This window comes from Microlunatus flavus, assembly GCF_900110855.1.
Taxonomy (GTDB): domain Bacteria; phylum Actinomycetota; class Actinomycetes; order Propionibacteriales; family Propionibacteriaceae; genus Microlunatus; species Microlunatus flavus.
This window is the reverse complement of the sequence record NZ_FOFA01000007.1, coordinates 12,927-27,070: the sequence shown is the minus strand read 5'-3', so window position 1 is coordinate 27,070 and position 14,144 is coordinate 12,927. Positions and strand designations below refer to the sequence as shown.

The 14,144-nt window shown below is 73.7% G+C and carries 14 protein-coding genes and 1 tRNA gene; 3 read left to right on the top strand and 12 right to left on the bottom strand.

Annotation, left to right across the window (positions count from 1 at the left end; genetic code table 11):
- Positions 1-331 precede the first annotated feature (331 nt).
- The 7 genes from BMY04_RS15330 to glp all read right to left on the bottom strand — a co-directional run bounded on the left by BMY04_RS15330 (position 332) and on the right by glp (position 6,477).
- Positions 332-1,384 carry a peroxidase family protein gene (locus tag BMY04_RS15330; protein ID WP_091182758.1) on the bottom strand — a complete coding sequence of 351 codons (1,053 nt, stop codon included), beginning with the start codon at positions 1,382-1,384 and terminating at the stop codon, positions 332-334.
- Positions 1,385-2,388: 1,004 nt separating this feature from the next.
- A tRNA-Ala gene (locus BMY04_RS15320) sits at positions 2,389-2,464 on the bottom strand.
- 70 nt (positions 2,465-2,534) lie between these two features.
- A complete protein-coding gene (gene sepX / locus BMY04_RS15315) occupies positions 2,535-3,329 on the bottom strand; it encodes a divisome protein SepX/GlpR (RefSeq protein WP_091182751.1) in 795 nt (264 codons plus the stop codon).
- A 159-nt stretch (positions 3,330-3,488) separates the two neighbouring features.
- Positions 3,489-4,139 carry a GNAT family N-acetyltransferase gene (locus BMY04_RS15310; RefSeq protein WP_091182748.1) on the bottom strand — a complete coding sequence of 217 codons (651 nt, stop codon included), beginning with the start codon at positions 4,137-4,139 and terminating at the stop codon, positions 3,489-3,491.
- Positions 4,140-4,160: 21 nt separating this feature from the next.
- Positions 4,161-4,655, bottom strand: coding sequence for a MogA/MoaB family molybdenum cofactor biosynthesis protein (locus BMY04_RS15305; protein ID WP_232506428.1), 495 nt, complete (start codon positions 4,653-4,655; stop codon positions 4,161-4,163).
- A 5-nt stretch (positions 4,656-4,660) separates the two neighbouring features.
- Positions 4,661-5,161, bottom strand: a complete 501-nt coding sequence (gene moaC / locus BMY04_RS15300; RefSeq protein ID WP_091182744.1) for a cyclic pyranopterin monophosphate synthase MoaC — start codon at positions 5,159-5,161, stop codon at positions 4,661-4,663.
- Positions 5,158-6,477, bottom strand: a complete 1,320-nt coding sequence (gene glp / locus BMY04_RS15295) for a molybdotransferase-like divisome protein Glp (protein WP_091182740.1) — start codon at positions 6,475-6,477, stop codon at positions 5,158-5,160. The genes moaC and glp overlap by 4 nt, the downstream gene beginning before the upstream one ends.
- Positions 6,478-6,781: 304 nt before the next feature.
- Here glp and BMY04_RS15290 point away from each other — a divergent pair, with 304 nt between their 5' ends.
- Positions 6,782-7,582, top strand: a complete 801-nt coding sequence (locus tag BMY04_RS15290; protein WP_091182737.1) for an Fpg/Nei family DNA glycosylase — start codon at positions 6,782-6,784, stop codon at positions 7,580-7,582.
- Between the two features lie 148 nt (positions 7,583-7,730).
- Here BMY04_RS15290 and BMY04_RS15285 read toward each other — a convergent pair whose 3' ends face one another.
- Positions 7,731-9,356: a glycoside hydrolase family 13 protein gene (locus BMY04_RS15285; RefSeq protein WP_091183450.1), complete on the bottom strand. Its 1,626-nt coding sequence runs from the start codon at positions 9,354-9,356 to the stop codon at positions 7,731-7,733.
- Between the two features lie 254 nt (positions 9,357-9,610).
- Here BMY04_RS15285 and BMY04_RS15280 point away from each other — a divergent pair, with 254 nt between their 5' ends.
- Positions 9,611-10,642, top strand: coding sequence for a LacI family DNA-binding transcriptional regulator (locus BMY04_RS15280; RefSeq protein WP_091182734.1), 1,032 nt, complete (start codon positions 9,611-9,613; stop codon positions 10,640-10,642).
- The gene (locus BMY04_RS15275) at positions 10,639-11,286 is read left to right on the top strand and encodes a 5-formyltetrahydrofolate cyclo-ligase (RefSeq protein ID WP_091182730.1); all 648 of its coding nucleotides are present in this window, start codon (positions 10,639-10,641) and stop codon (positions 11,284-11,286) included. Before BMY04_RS15280 ends, BMY04_RS15275 begins: the two co-directional genes overlap by 4 nt.
- Positions 11,287-11,296: 10 nt before the next feature.
- On the opposite strand, the gene BMY04_RS15270 is transcribed toward BMY04_RS15275, so the two are convergent.
- The 4 genes from BMY04_RS15270 to BMY04_RS15255 all read right to left on the bottom strand — a co-directional run bounded on the left by BMY04_RS15270 (position 11,297) and on the right by BMY04_RS15255 (position 13,994).
- Entirely contained in the window at positions 11,297-11,605 is a 309-nt protein-coding gene (locus BMY04_RS15270) for an acylphosphatase (RefSeq protein ID WP_232506427.1), read from the bottom strand.
- A gap of 8 nt (positions 11,606-11,613) precedes the next feature.
- Positions 11,614-12,531: a Rieske (2Fe-2S) protein gene (locus BMY04_RS15265; RefSeq protein ID WP_198410200.1), complete on the bottom strand. Its 918-nt coding sequence runs from the start codon at positions 12,529-12,531 to the stop codon at positions 11,614-11,616.
- A complete protein-coding gene (locus BMY04_RS15260) occupies positions 12,528-13,715 on the bottom strand; it encodes a zinc-dependent alcohol dehydrogenase (protein WP_091182726.1) in 1,188 nt (395 codons plus the stop codon). The genes BMY04_RS15265 and BMY04_RS15260 overlap by 4 nt, the downstream gene beginning before the upstream one ends.
- A 90-nt stretch (positions 13,716-13,805) precedes the next feature.
- A complete protein-coding gene (locus BMY04_RS15255; RefSeq protein WP_091182723.1) occupies positions 13,806-13,994 on the bottom strand; it encodes a DUF2795 domain-containing protein in 189 nt (62 codons plus the stop codon).
- Between the last annotated feature and the right edge of the window lie 150 nt (positions 13,995-14,144).

The following is a 14,144-nucleotide window of genomic DNA, read 5'->3' as shown; positions in this document are numbered from 1 at the left end:
CGCCGGTGTCAGCCACCTGGGCTTCGTGGCAGACGGCCAAGACGAGCTGCGTCGGGTGGCCGGAGCGCTCCGAGGAGCCGCGCGTCAGGCCTGAGCTGGTCGAAGGGCCCGCGAGGAACGCCCCCTGAGCTCGTCGAAGGGCCCCGGAGGGGTTGGCGACCCTTGCCGAGTGAGAGCCGCAGCCGACCTCTGCGACGCCCTTCGACGAGCTCAGGGGGCGTAGCCCAGGCCGCGAGCTCGTGCGGCGGACCCGACGGTCCCCGACCCGGTGCTGCGGGACCAGGCGGAGCAGATCCTCGGCCCGGGGCTGGTCGTCCGTCCGTAGCGTCCGTCAGACCGGCCCGGGCAGCGGGTCGACGGCCGCCGGGTCGGGCTCCGGTGCCTCGGCGACCGGATTCGGGACAGGCTCGGGGGCGGTCGGGTCCGGCGTGACCCGCCCGCGCTCGTCGAAGGCGCCGGCCATCAGGATCAGGTCGCCGACCCGGAAGGTGCTCCCCGGGTCGAAGCCGGGGTTGGCGTTGAAGTAGGAGGTCTTGTCCGCGGCGAGCAGGCCGAGGACCACCTCGGCCACGATGCGCCCGCCCACCGCGCCCAGCCGGTTCCCTCCGCCGAGCTCGGCCTCCTTGAGGACGTAGTACCAGAGCGGCGCCTTCTTGTTCCAGCCCCCTCCGCTCAGCCCGAGCTGGGCGTTGGTCAGCGGCGCGACGCCCATCGCCGTCGCGACGTCCTGGCCGGCGGGGAGGCCCAGCCGCTTGCCGCGCAGCAGGTTGCGCTCCGCGAGGGCGACGATCGCCCCGGCCGTCGGCGCGACGACCGTCGGAGGCAGCGTGGCCAGCGGCAGCGAGATCTGGGTGTCGATCTTGCGCGCCATGTTGCGGTCGTCGGGCGGCTCGACACCGGGGATGTCGAAGAAGTAGTTCCAGTCGATCCACAGGTTCTCGGGGATCGGCCGGTTGCCGCGCAGGTCCTCGTCGCCGTCGCGGCCGAAGATCGGGACCGTGTGGCCGTCCTGCACCTCGTACTCGGCGCGGATCATGCTGTGGCCGTAGCGGTAGGCCGCGACGGAGTACTCCACCGGGATGTAGGGCTTGCTGAGGTTCCGGGGCTTGTAGAACGCCGCGTCGGCGGTGAGCACGCCGTCCTTGGCGACGACCAGCCGCTGGACGAGGTCGGGACCCACGATGCGCGGCAGGAAGTCGTGGACGATCAGCCACTGGTAGTGCCAGCGGCACAGCTTCTGGGCCTGGGCGAACGTCTTGCCCTGGTCGCGGAACGCGTTGTGCAGCCGCAGGAACACGGTGTGCAGCTGGGCGACCACGAGGTTCTCGTCGTTGCGCGGGTCGCCGAGGTAGGCGGCGCCCACCTCGTCGCGCGGGAGGTCCACGAGTCCGTCGTGGGGGGTTGACGAGCAGGTAGCCGGGACGGGACCTGTCGTACAGCTCCGGGCTGCTGGTCGGACCGCGGCCGTAGACGCTGCCGAGGTCGAAGCGCGGCGTGTCGAAGTTCGTCAGCGCCTTCGGGTCCTGCTGCTGCAGGGTCAGCGGCGTCCGGTCCAGGGTCATGTCGTGGTCGACGAACTGACCGAAGTAGACGAACCCGGCGGGGATCGGGGTGTCGAACCCGACGTCGCTGTCCTTGACGTCGGAGAGCGGCGCCTTGCCGTCGTTCATGCGGACCGCGAGGCCGCTGAGCAGCGTGTCCGCCGGGCCGTACGCGGGCAGCTTCTTGAACATCAGGCCGAAGCGGGCCTCCTTGGTCCGGTCCTGCACGGCGACGTTCAGGCCCCGCAGCACCTCCCCGTGCGTGCCCTTGCGGGCCCGCGTGCCGGCGAAGGCCTTGACGCTGTCGCCGATGCCGGCGACCCCGCCGACCAGCCGGGTGGACAGCAACCCGGCGAAGGCGGCGGCGAGGAACGTCCGTCGACCCACCGTGCCTGCGGCGGGCGGCCGCGTTCCGGCCGCCCGGTCTCCTCGCCCCGGACCGAGCGGGACCTGCGACTGCCGACCGCTGAACGGACACCTGACGTCGTCGGTGCTGCTGTGCATCCTCGTCCTCCCCCGATGAACCCGGGGACCAGGCTCCGGCAACCGCCGCTCGGGCCACAGCCTCAGACGGAGGGGGTCGCCCCACCCCCAGATGCGGGGTTCCGGCGGTGTCGACCAGGTTGCCGGCGCCGGCGCGGCCGCCCCTCAGAGGCCTCAGGCACGGGCGGGGCTGCCCGTCACCAGGCCGCGCACGCGCTGTCGGGACCGTCCGTCGTCTGGTCGGTCCGACAGCGGGGCCCGCTCGTCTCGGCGGGGCCGAGGGCCGGGGACAACGTGCACCGGCACCGGTGAGGGTCACGGAACGACGAAGCCCGCCGCCGACCGATGCCGACGACGGGCTGGGTGGTGGAGCCTAGGGGATTCGAACCCCTGACCTTCTCATTGCGAACGAGACGCGCTACCAACTGCGCCAAGGCCCCTCGTGGTCGTTCCCGACCGGTCTCAGACCTTACCACCGAGAGGCTGCAGGTGCCTCCCGGCGAGACGCGCTCAGGCCGAGGCGGCCTTCGCCCCGCCGTCCTGCTCGCCCTCCGCCGCGACCTCGACGACGAGCGGTGCCTCGGGCGCGTCGGCGGTGACCGGGACGCTCTGCCGGCCGGAGGAGGTCACGTCGGGGGCGGAGAGGTCGATGGTCCGCACGGTGCGCGGCGCGAGCGGCTTGGAGACGTAGGTGGGGACGGTGATGGGCAGCGGGTCCCACAGACCCGGCTTGCCGTCGGCGTCGGCCTTGGCGTCCTTCTTCTTGGCCTTCTTGACCTTGGCGGTCTTGGCCTCGGCGTCCTTGCGGCTGATCATCACGGTCTTCTCGTCGCTGCCGCGGCTGATGGCCACGTAGCGCGCGTCGAGGTCGCGCCGCATCGCGCGGACGCTGATCCGCGAGACCACGACGAAGAGGAGCACGAGGCCGCCCGGGACGGCGACGCTCCACCAGGGCAGCCAGCCGACCGAGCAGACGCTGACGACGCCGCAGAGGATCGCGAACAGGGCCGACAGCACGCGGCGGCGGCGCGAGGCGGCGACGCGCTCGAGGCGGCGCAGGTCGGCGACGGCGGCCCGTCGGGTGACCGGCGTCGACACCTCGAACTCACGCAGCTCGGCCAGGTCCTGGTCGAGCAGCGGCGCGGTGCCGTGCCGCAGGATGCGCACGGAGTCGGAGAACGGGTCGGCGCGGTCGGCCTCCGCGTCCACGTCGGGCTCGCCGTCGCGGCGACGCACGAAGTGCGGCACCAGGTAAGCCAGCCAGGCGATCGCGATGGCCGCGAAGATCAGTCCCGTCGTCCCCACGAGCGAACGTTATTGGCTGCGGCACCCGGCGCAGCCGACCCCGCGGGGTGTGTCGCGTGATCACCGCGTGACCTCGCCCGGACGGCAGGTCACGGAACGGTGCCGACCCCGCCGCAGGGTCCGGCCGACGGTGGCCGTACGGCTCGGGCGCCGCCTGCCTCAGGGCTGCTGCGGCCGGGTGCGCTGCGCGTCGTAGCGGCGCACGAGGCCCTCGCCGACCTCCTCGGCGTTGAGCGCGAAGACGAGGTGGTCGCGCCAGTCGCCGTCGATGTGGAGGTAGCGCGGCCGCATCCCCTCGGGCCGGAAGCCGAGCTTCTCCACCACGCGCAGGCTCGCGGCGTTCTCGGGCCGGATGGCGATCTCGATGCGGTGCAGCCGCATGACGGAGAAGCAGTAGTCGACCGCGAGCGCCACCGCCGTCGGGATGATGCCCCGCCCGGCCAGTCGCTGGTCGACCCAGTAGCCGATCTGGCCCCACGACGCCGAGCCGCCGACGATCCCGCTGACCGTGAGCTGGCCGGCCAGCGTCGCCGGACCGCCCGGCTGGTCGTCGTAGAAGACGAGCCACGGCAGCATCCGGTCGTCGCGCGCCTGCCGGCTCAGCGAGCGGACCAGCGCCCCGTACGACGTCGGGCCCGCCGAGGAGCCGGGCGGCAGCGTCGCCTCCCACGGCTTGAGCCAGCCGGCGTTGCGGCGCCGGACGCGTTCCCAGACCGCCTGGTCGCGACGACGCATCGGCGCGAGCACCACCCGGTCGTGGCGCAGGCTGACCGGCCAGTGGTGCGTGCCGTAGCTGTAGCCGGAGCTCATGAGCGCTTCACCGCACCCGGCTCAGTGGTCGCCGCCGCGGAGCTGCGCGACCGCGTGCTGCAGGACGGGCGCCAGCACCGTCATCGCGTCGCGCGCACCGCCGCTCGACCCCGGGACGTTGACGATGAGCGTGCGGCCCGCCGTGCCGGCGACTCCGCGGCTCAGCACGGCCGTGGGCACGCCGTGCTCCACCCCGTACGCGGCCACGGCTGCGCTGAGCTGGGGGACCTCGCGCTCGAGAACCGCCCGCGTCTGCTCGGGCGTGCGGTCGTCGGGGCTGAGGCCGGTGCCCCCGGTGGTGAGGACGACCGCGTGGCCCGCGGCGACGGCGGCGCGCAGCGCGGCGCCGACCTCCTCGCCGTCCGGCACGACGACCGGGTCGCCGACCGTGAAGCCGGCGTCGCTGAGACCGGCGACCAGCACGGGCCCCGAGCGGTCCTCGTAGACCCCGGCCGACGCCCGCGTGGAGACGGTGACCACCAGCGCGGTCGGCCTCTGCGAGGTCGGACCAGCCACCTCCGTCACTCCCCCGCCCTCCGGTAGTCGCCGCTGCGACCGCCCGACTTGGCGATCACGCGGACGTCGGTGATCACCGCGTCGCGGTCGATCGCCTTGACCATGTCGACCACGGTCAGCCCGGCGACGCTGACGGCGGTGAGCGCCTCCATCTCGACGCCGGTGCGCTCGGCCGTCCTGACCGTGGCCCGCAGCGCGACGCCCTCGTCGGTCACCTCGGCCTGCACGTCCACGCCGCTGATCATGAGGGGGTGGCACAGCGGCACGAGGTCGGGGGTCTTCTTCGCGGCCATGATCCCGGCGATGCGGGCGACGGCGAGGGCGTCGCCCTTGGGCACGTCCCCGGCGCGCAGCGTCGCCACGCAGGCGGGGCTCAGGCGGACGAGGCCCGCCGCCGTCGCCGTGCGGACGGTCACCTCCTTGGCGGAGACGTCGACCATGCGGGCCTGACCAGAGGCGTCCAGATGGGTCAGTCCCGACGCGTCCGGGGCCTGCTCGCCGCTCATCGCGGCTGGTCCAGCGGCCACACCTCGAGCTCGGTCCCCGCCGCGACGAACTCGGTCTCGGCGGGCAGCACGACGAGCGCGTCGGCCCGCGCGAGGTCGCCGATCAGGTGCGACCCGTGGCCGCCGACGAGCGCCACCGTGCGCGCGCCCGTCTCGTCGGCCGTGACGACGGCGCGGGCCAGCTGCGTACGGCCACGGATCGAGCTCATGGCGTGCGCGGCGGCGCAGCGGAGGCCGGGGCGGACGTACGGCGTGAGACCCATCAGCTTGCGGATCACCGGCCGGACGAAGGCCTCGAAGGACACGAACGCGCTGACCGGGTTGCCCGGCAGCATGATGATCGGCGTCCGGTCCTCCCCGATCAGCCCGAAGCCCTGCGGCTTGCCCGGCTGCATCGCGACCGCGGCGAAGTCGGTGGCGCCGAGCTCGGGGAGCACGGCCTTGACGATGTCGTAGTCGCCCTGGCTCACGCCACCGGTGGTGAGGATGAGGTCGGCGCGGACGAGCTGGTCGTAGACGAGCTGCTTGAGCGCGGCAGGGTCGTCGCCGACGTGGCCCACCCGGAAGACCTGAGCCCCGGCGTCCTTGGCCGCGGCGGCGAGCAGGTAGGAGTTCGAGTCGTAGATCTGCTCGGGGTCGAGCGCCAGGCCGGGGTCGACGAGCTCGGAGCCGGTGGAGATCACCACGACCCGGGGACGGGGGCGCACCATCACCTTGTCGACGCCGACGGCGGCCAGCAGGCCGACGTCGCGCACGCCGATGCGGGAGCCGGCGGCGAGGACCAGGTCGCCGACCGCGACGTCCTCGCCCTGGCGGCGGATGTGCTGGCCGGCGGTGCTGGCCCGGTGCACCGTGACGTCGGTCGCGCCGCGGTCGGTCGCCTCGTACGGGACCACCGCGTCCGCGTCCGCGGGGATCGGCGCGCCGGTCATGATCTTCATCGCCGTGCCGGGCGAGAGGCGGTGCGGGGCCGCGGCGCCCGCGGGGACCTCGCCGACGACCGGGAGCCGGACGGGCCGGACCTCGGTCGCGTACTGGACGTCGGCCGCGCGGACCGCGTAGCCGTCCATGGCGGTGTTGTCGAAGCGCGGCAGGTCGATGCCGGAGGTCACGTCCTCGCAGATGCTGAGGCCGAGGGCGTCGAGCACGTGCTGCCCGAACGGCATCAGCTCCTCGACGCACGACAGCAGGTAGTCGCGGTGCTGCTCGAGCGTGCGCAGCCCGTCGGGCCCAGGCGCGGGCGGCTCCGGGAGCACCGCGACCTCGGGGGTGTGCCGCAGCGCCTCGTCGTTCTTCTTGCGTCCGAAGAGGGGCATGAGCCGAACCCTATGGCGGCGTACGCGTCACGCTCGGGACCCGCGCCGGGCGCGGTCCCACGCCCGGTCACCGCCTCGCTGCGTCCACGGACGCCCGGGCACCGGAACTCCCTCCCGGCGTCCGAGCGTGGCACACCTAGGCTCGGCACCCGCCGCCGTGCGAAGCGGCTGGACCACGACCGGTTCGCGCGCCTCTGCCTGGACGAGCGAGCGGTGACGACACGCTTCTCCGTCGTCACCGCGAACAAGGAAGGCAGAGGACCCGAGCGCGACCCGCGTCCGAGCGGAGCGAGGACAGAAGACGATGCCCGAGGGCCACACCATCCACCGGCTGGCGCGCCTGCACAAGGCGACCTTCGCCGGTCACGAGGTGGCCGCCTCGAGCCCGCAGGGACGCTTCGCCGACGGGGCCGCGCTGATCGACGGGCGCACGTTCGAGGGCACGGACGCCTGGGGGAAGCACCTCTTCCACCGCTACTCCGGCGACGTCTACGTGCACGTGCACCTCGGGCTGTACGGCAAGTTCGCCGAGGGTCCGCTGCCGGCGCCGGAGCCGCGCGGCGCGCTGCGGCTGCGCATCGAGGGCGCCGGGCACTACCTGGACCTGCGCGGGGCGACCCGCTGCGAGATCGTCACCCCGGCCGAGAAGACCGAGATCACCGCGGCCCTCGGACCCGACCCGCTGCGCCCGAGGACCGACCCGGCGCCGGCCCGCGAGCGCATCGGGCGCAGCCGGGTGGCGATCGGCGCGCTGCTCATGGACCAGCACGTGCTCGCCGGGATCGGCAACGTCTACCGGGCCGAGATCCTCTACCGCCACGGCGTGAACCCCTACGTCCTCGGCCGCGACCTCGAGCCCGCCGTGTTCGACGACATGTGGGCCGACCTGACCAAGCTCATGCAGGCCGGCGTCCGGGCCGGCCGCATCGTCACGACCGAGCACGAGGACCGGGAGCGGCGTACGGGACGCGCGACGCGCGCGGACTCGTTCTACGTCTACCGCCGCACCGGCGAACCCTGCCGGCGCTGCGACACCCCGATCGCGCACGCGGTGATGGTCGCGCGGAACCTCTTCTGGTGCCCGCACTGCCAGCCGGCTGTGTAACTGTCCTCGCTCCGTCGCGAAGCCGACTCCGCCGAGGGGTCCGCCGTCTGCTCGCTCTTCTGAAGTCTGCGCGCGTTGCTGAGCGCGCAGACTCGAGAAGAGCGAGCAGATGTCGCAGAAGCCCGGAGCCGAGGACAGAGGGGGCTGCTCAGGCGGTGAACCAGGCGCTCGACTCGCCGGGCAGCTGCCCGTCCACGAGCTCGGCGCTGGCGACGCGGACCTCGCCGGCCGGGAGCGCGTACGGCTCGGTGCCGAAGTTCGTCACGCAGTGCCAGCCGCCGGGCCGGACGAGGTGCACGACGTCGTCGCGGCCGGCGTCGATCCAGTCGAGGGTCTCGTCGGTCTGGAGCTCGCGGCGGATCCGCAGCGCGTCGCGGTAGAGCTCGAGGGTCGAGCCGCCGACGCCGTCCTGCTGGTCGACCGCCACCCGTGACCAGGCCGCGGGCTGCGGCAGCCACGCGTTCCCGGAGCCGAAGCCGTACGTCGCGCCCTCCTCGGTCCACGGCAGCGGGACCCGGGCGCCGTCGCGGCCCTTCTTGGTGTGCTGGGTCCGCAGCCAGATCGGGTCCTGCAGCGCGCCCGCCGGCAGGTCGGCGACCTCCTGGAGGCCGAGCTCCTCGCCCTGGTAGAGGTACGCCGAACCGGGCAGCGCGAGCATGAACAGCACGGCCGCGCGGGCCCTGCGCAGGCCCTGCTCCTCGTCGAGGATCGTGCCGAGGCCGTCGGTCATCAGCCAGTCGTCGAGGTCGGTGCCGGTGGGCAGCCCGTAGCGCGAGGCGTGCCGCACGACGTCGTGGTTGGACAGCACCCACGTCGACGACGACCCCGCCTCGGCGGCCTGGGCGAGGCAGAACTCGACGACCTCGCGGAACTCGGCGGCGTCGAAGTCGGCCTTGAGAAGGTCGAAGTTGAAGGCCTGGCCCAGCTCGGTCGGACGGGCGTAGAGCGCGCGCCGCTCGGGTGCGGAGAACGCCTCGGCCACGGCCGTGCGCGGCGGGTCGTAGGAGTCGAACACCTGCCGCCACTCCGCGTAGATCTCGTGGACCTCGTTGCGGTCGAAGAGCGGGTCGCTGCCGTCGAGCGGCAGCTCGCCGGGCGTCTCCGGCTTGCTGCGCAGCGGGTCGGACAGGTCCTTGGCCAGCGCGTGCGCCACGTCGACGCGGTAGCCGTCGACCCCGCGGTCGGCCCAGAAGCGCAGGGTGGTCAGGAACTCCTCGTGGACCTCGCGGTTGTCCCAGTTCAGGTCGGGCTGCTCGGGGGCGAACAGGTGCAGGTACCACTGCTCCGGGTTGCCGTCCGCGTCCGTCAGCCGGGTCCACGCGGGCCCGCCGAAGTGGCTCTGCCAGTCCGACGGCGGCAGCGAGCCGTCAACGCCCGTGCCGTCCCGGAAGACGTAGCGGTTGCGCGCCGCGGACCCCGGGGCCGACGCCAGCGCCTCCAGGAACCAGGCGTGCCGGTTGGAGGTGTGGTTGGGCACGATGTCGACGATGATCTTGATGCCCACCGCGTGCGCGGCACCGACGAGCGCGTCGAAGTCGGTGAGCGTGCCGAGCTCGGGCGCGACGTCGCGGTAGTCGTCCACGTCGTAGCCGCCGTCGGCCAGCGCCGAGGGGTAGAACGGGCTCAGCCAGATCGCGTCGACACCCAGCTCGGCGAGGTAGCCGACGCGCGAGGTGACGCCGGGGATGTCGCCGAGCCCGTCGCCGTCGCTGTCGGCGAAGCTGCGCGGGTAGACCTGGTAGACGACCGCCTGGCGCCACCAGGTGGCCCCCAGGTCGGGCCGGGAGCCCGGGCGGGCGTCGGATCGGGCGTCGGGGCCGGCGGCGTCGAGCGGCGCGGGGTCAGGAGCGGGCACGGCAGGTCCTCGAGAAGGGTTCGGGGCGGGAGAGGGCGACGGGGCAGCGTGTGCAACCGCTTGCGCGCCCAGCGTAGGGACCGGCCCCGGACGCGCGCAAAAGCCGGAGGAACCACCCCCTTGTTACCCTCCTGACCCAGACCGGGCCCCGCCCCGGGACCGGGGGGTCAGGGGTGCCGACGGACAACCACGCGAGCATGGCCGACGTGGCGCGCCTGGCGGGCGTGTCCGTGGCCACCGTGTCCCGGGCGCTGCGCGGCTCGCCGCTCGTCTCCGCCGAGACCACCGCGCGGGTCGCGGCCGTCGCCGAGGAGCTCTCCTTCGCGATCTCCCGGGCGGCCTCCGGGCTGGCCCGGGGACGGCTCGGGCGCGTCGGCGTCCTCATCGGCTCGCCCCTGCAGACGTGGTTCAGCGGGTCGGTCCTCGACGCCGTGTACGCCCGGCTCGCGCTCGCCGACGTCGAGCTGACGATCTTCCGGGCCCAGGACGCCGCCGAGCGCGACGCCTTCTTCACCCGGCTGCCGGTGCGGCGCAACGTGGACGCCCTGATCGTCGCCTCGTTCGCGCTGACGGCGGCCGAGCGCAACCGGCTGCACAGCATCGGACTGCCGCTGGTCTACCTCAACCAGCGCGTCGCGGGCGTCCCGAGCGTCGCGATCGACGACGTCGACGGCACCCGGCAGGGGGTCCGGACCCTGCTCGGGCTCGGGCACCGCCGGATCGGCTTCGTGCAGACCGACCTGCACCGGCCGGGCTTCGTCTTCAGCTCCGCCCGCCGCGTCCAGGGGTTCCACGACGCGATGGACGAGGCGGGGGTGGGCGAGGAGGACCGGATCCTGCTCGTCGCGCCGCACCCGCAGGCCGGCGACGTGGTGGCGCAGGCCGTGCTGTCGATGACCGACCCGCCCACCGCCCTGGCGGTGGACTCCGACGACCTCGCCCTCAACGCGCTCGTCGCGCTCGACCAGGTGGGGATCCGCGCGCCGCGGGACCTCTCGGTGATCGGCTTCGACGACCACGCCCACGCCGGGCGGATGGGGCTCAGCACCATCGCCCAGCCCGTGGACGTGCTCGGGACCGCCGCCGCCGAGCTCGCGCTGACGCTGGCCGCCGGCGAGGTGCCCGAGCACCCGGACGTGCTGGTGCCGACGCGCGTGGTGCTCCGCCTCACGACCGGGCCCGTCCCCGTCCGGGAGCCCCGATGAGCGGGGACGTCCACGGCGGGCAGGACGCGGCCGACCAGGCCGCCCTCGCCGGGGCCAAGCGCCGGCTGCGGGCCGCCGTGCTGCTGCGCCGGGCCGCCCGCGGCGCGGCCGAGCGGGACGCGGACGACGAGGCGCGGTTCGCGGTGCTGGCCGACGCCCTCGACGCCCGGCGGCCCGACACGGTCGCGGCGTACCTCTCCTCCGGCGACGAGCCGGACACGCTGCGCCTGGTGGGCTGGCTGGCTGCGCGCCGGGTCCGGGTGGTCCTGCCGGTGCTGACGGACGGGGCGGGAGGTCGTCTCGACGAGCCGGCGTGGGCCGCGTACGAGGGGCCGGACGCGCTGCGGGCTGGACCGCTCGGGCTGCTGGAGCCGACCGGCGTGCGCCTGCCGGCCCGCCAGCTGCCGGAGGCGGAGGTCGTCGTGTGCGCCGGCCTCGCCGCGAACCGTCGCGGCGACCGGCTGGGACGCGGCGGCGGCTGGTACGACCGGGCGCTGCGCCACGCGGGCCAGGCCTCGCCCGTCCTCGTCCTGCTGAACCGCGACGAAGTCCTGGACGCCATCCCGGCCCAGCCCTGGGACCACCGGGTCGACCGCATCGTCACCCCGGACGGGGTCCTGGAGTGCGAGCCCCCGTACGCCTGAGCGGGAGAAGTCAGCGCACCCGGAACCGTTCGTCCCCGGCGGGCGGGACGACCTCGACCTCGACGGCGTCGACGCGGGCCAGCAGCGGCCCGTCGTGCATCCAGCGGAGCAGGTCGTCGAGCACCGCCTCGGAACCCTCGAGCTCGGCCTCGACCGAACCGTCGGGACAGTTGCGCACCCAGCCCACGACGCCGAGCCGCTCGGCCTGCTCGCGGGTCGAGTCGCGGTAGGTGACGTTCTGCACGCGCCCGGTGACCCGGACGTGGCGGCGCACGACGGCGTCGTGCGGATCGGCCACGTCCGGGTCGGAGGCGCTCACGGGACCGGTCAGACCCCGACCGGGTTGGTGCGCAGGCTGCGCTCCTCGTCGCTGAAGCGGACGAGCACCTGCCCGTCGCGCTCGACGACCTCGTACGCGAGCTGCGGCCGGGTCGCCGGACCGCGGACCACGGCACCGTCGAGGTCGAACGCGCTGTCGTGCCACGGGCAGACGATGCAGCCCTCCTCGATCCGCCCCTCGTGCAGCGGTGCGCCGCGGTGCGTGCAGCGGTCCGCCAGCGCGACCACCTCTCCGCGGGTGCGGGTGAGGACGACGGGCACGCCGTTCGCGTCGCCTGCGGTCAGCTCGCCCTCGCGCACCTCCGCCGACGTCGCCGCCGGCGTCCACTCCTCGTCGGTGTGCTGGAACGCGGTCGTGTCCACGCCGACGCCCAGGGCGTACGACATGTGGCCGCCGAGCCAGCCGCCGACGCCCATCGTCGCCGCGCCCAGCACCGACCAGGCGACGCCGCGGCCGTGGTTGCCGCGGTGCCGCTCCCACCAGCTGAGCCCGTACGCGGTCAGCGTGAGCGAGTTGGCGGAGGCGTGCACGAGCCCGACCCGCTGCTCGGCGCCGTTGGTGTAGGCCCAGTCGGAACCGCCGGTGGCCATCGTCGGCAGCGCGCCCAGGATGCCCATGGCGACGAGCCGCTTGGCCCCCTTGCGGTCACCGACGAGGTCGAAGGCCGCGGCGGCCGTCCACGAGCCGATCGGCACGGTCACCAGCAGCGGGTGCAGGGGGTGGCCGAGGAACGTCCCGCTGGCGAGGTTCTTCCACCAGGGCAGCGTCTCCCCGAGCTTCTGCTCCAGTGCCGCGATCGGCGCCGAGACCTTGTCGAGGACCTCGGCGTGCTCGATCGCGCCGACCACCGTGTCGAGCAGCCGCGTGAGCGGCGTGGCCGCCGTGAGGGTGCGGGTGCGGCTCACGGGTTCAGCACGATCTTGACGGCGCCGTCCTTCTTCTCCTGGAAGATGTCGTAGGCGTGCGGGGCCTCCTCCAGCGACAGGTGGTGCGTCGCGAAGGTGTCGACGCCCAGCGGGTCGTCGTCGGTCAGCAGCGGCAGGATGTCGGGCACCCAGCGCTTGACGTTCGCCTGGCCCATCCGCAGCTGGATCTGCTTGTCGAACAGCGTGAGCATCGGCAGCGGGTCGGCCGCGCCGCCGTAGACGCCGCTCAGCGAGATCGTGCCGCCGCGGCGGACGAGCTCGATCGCGGAGTAGAAGGCGGCGAGCTTGTCGACCCCGGAGGTCTTGAGCAGCGGCTCGGACACGGCGTCGGGCAGCAGCCCGGCCACCGTCTGCACGACCTTCGCCTTGGGCGAGCCGTGGGCGTCGAGGCCGACGGCGTCGATCACCGCGTCCGCTCCGCGACCGTCGGTCAGGGCCTGCACGGCCTCGAGCAGGTTGTCGCCGACCTCGTTCAGGTCGATGACGGTGACGCCGCGCGCGCGGGCCCGCTCGAGCCGCTCGGGCACGAGGTCGACGCCGATGACCGTGCGGCCCGGGTCGTTGTGCAGCGCGATGCGGCACGCCATGTCGCCGATCGGGCCGAGGCCGAGGACCAGCAGCGAGCCCTCCGGCGGCGCCTCCGCGTACGTCACGGCCTGCCACGCGGTCGGCAGCACGTCGGAGAGGTAGACGAAGCGGTCGTCCGACGGGCCGTGCGGGACCTTGATGTGGGTGAACTGCGCCTGCGGGACCCGCAGGTACTCCGCCTGGCCGCCCGGCACCTGGCCGTAGAGCTTCGAGTAGCCGAAGAGCGCGGCGCCGCTGCCCTGGTCGCGGACCTGGGTGGTCTCGCACTGCGTGTAGAGCCCCCGGGTGCACATCCAGCAGTGCCCGCAGGAGATCTGGAAGGGGATGACGACCCGGTCGCCGACCTTGAGGTCGCCGACCTCGCTGCCGACGGCCTCGACGATGCCCATCGGCTCGTGGCCGAGGACGTCGCCGCGGTCCATCAGCGGGCCGAGGGTCTCGTAGAGGTGCAGGTCGGACCCGCAGATGTTGGTGCTGGTGATCTTGATGATGGCGTCGGTGGGCTGCTCGATCGTGGGGTCGGGCACCTCCTCGACCGAGACGTTCCGCTTGCCCTGCCAGGTGACGGCGCGCATGCCGCTCCTTCCGTCGATGTCGGGCGGTCCCTTGTCAGACCGGCACCGCCGCACCGCCAGCTCGGGCGGTGCGGCGGTGGGTGGAACTCGTTAGGAGCTGATCTCCTTGGTGACGCCGTTCGGCCCGCCGAACTCGCGGTCGGGGAGGTCGTTCAGGAACGACATGACCTCGTCGTCCGCGCCGTTGTCCTTCGCCGTGGCGATGAGGTCGTCCTTGCTCGCGGGGTAGCTCGCGCCCTTGAGCGCCTTCTGCAGGTGGATCGGGTTGATGTCAGCCATGCGGGTGCCTTCCTCGGTGGGTCCTGCTGCTCCCTACCCGCCCGCGACGCATGGCAATCAGCCCCGACCGCCTCCACGGCCAGGTCTTGGCGCGTCCTCAGCCCCGCCCTCCTGGTCACCGGGTGGGTTCCTGCACCGTCACGGTGCAGG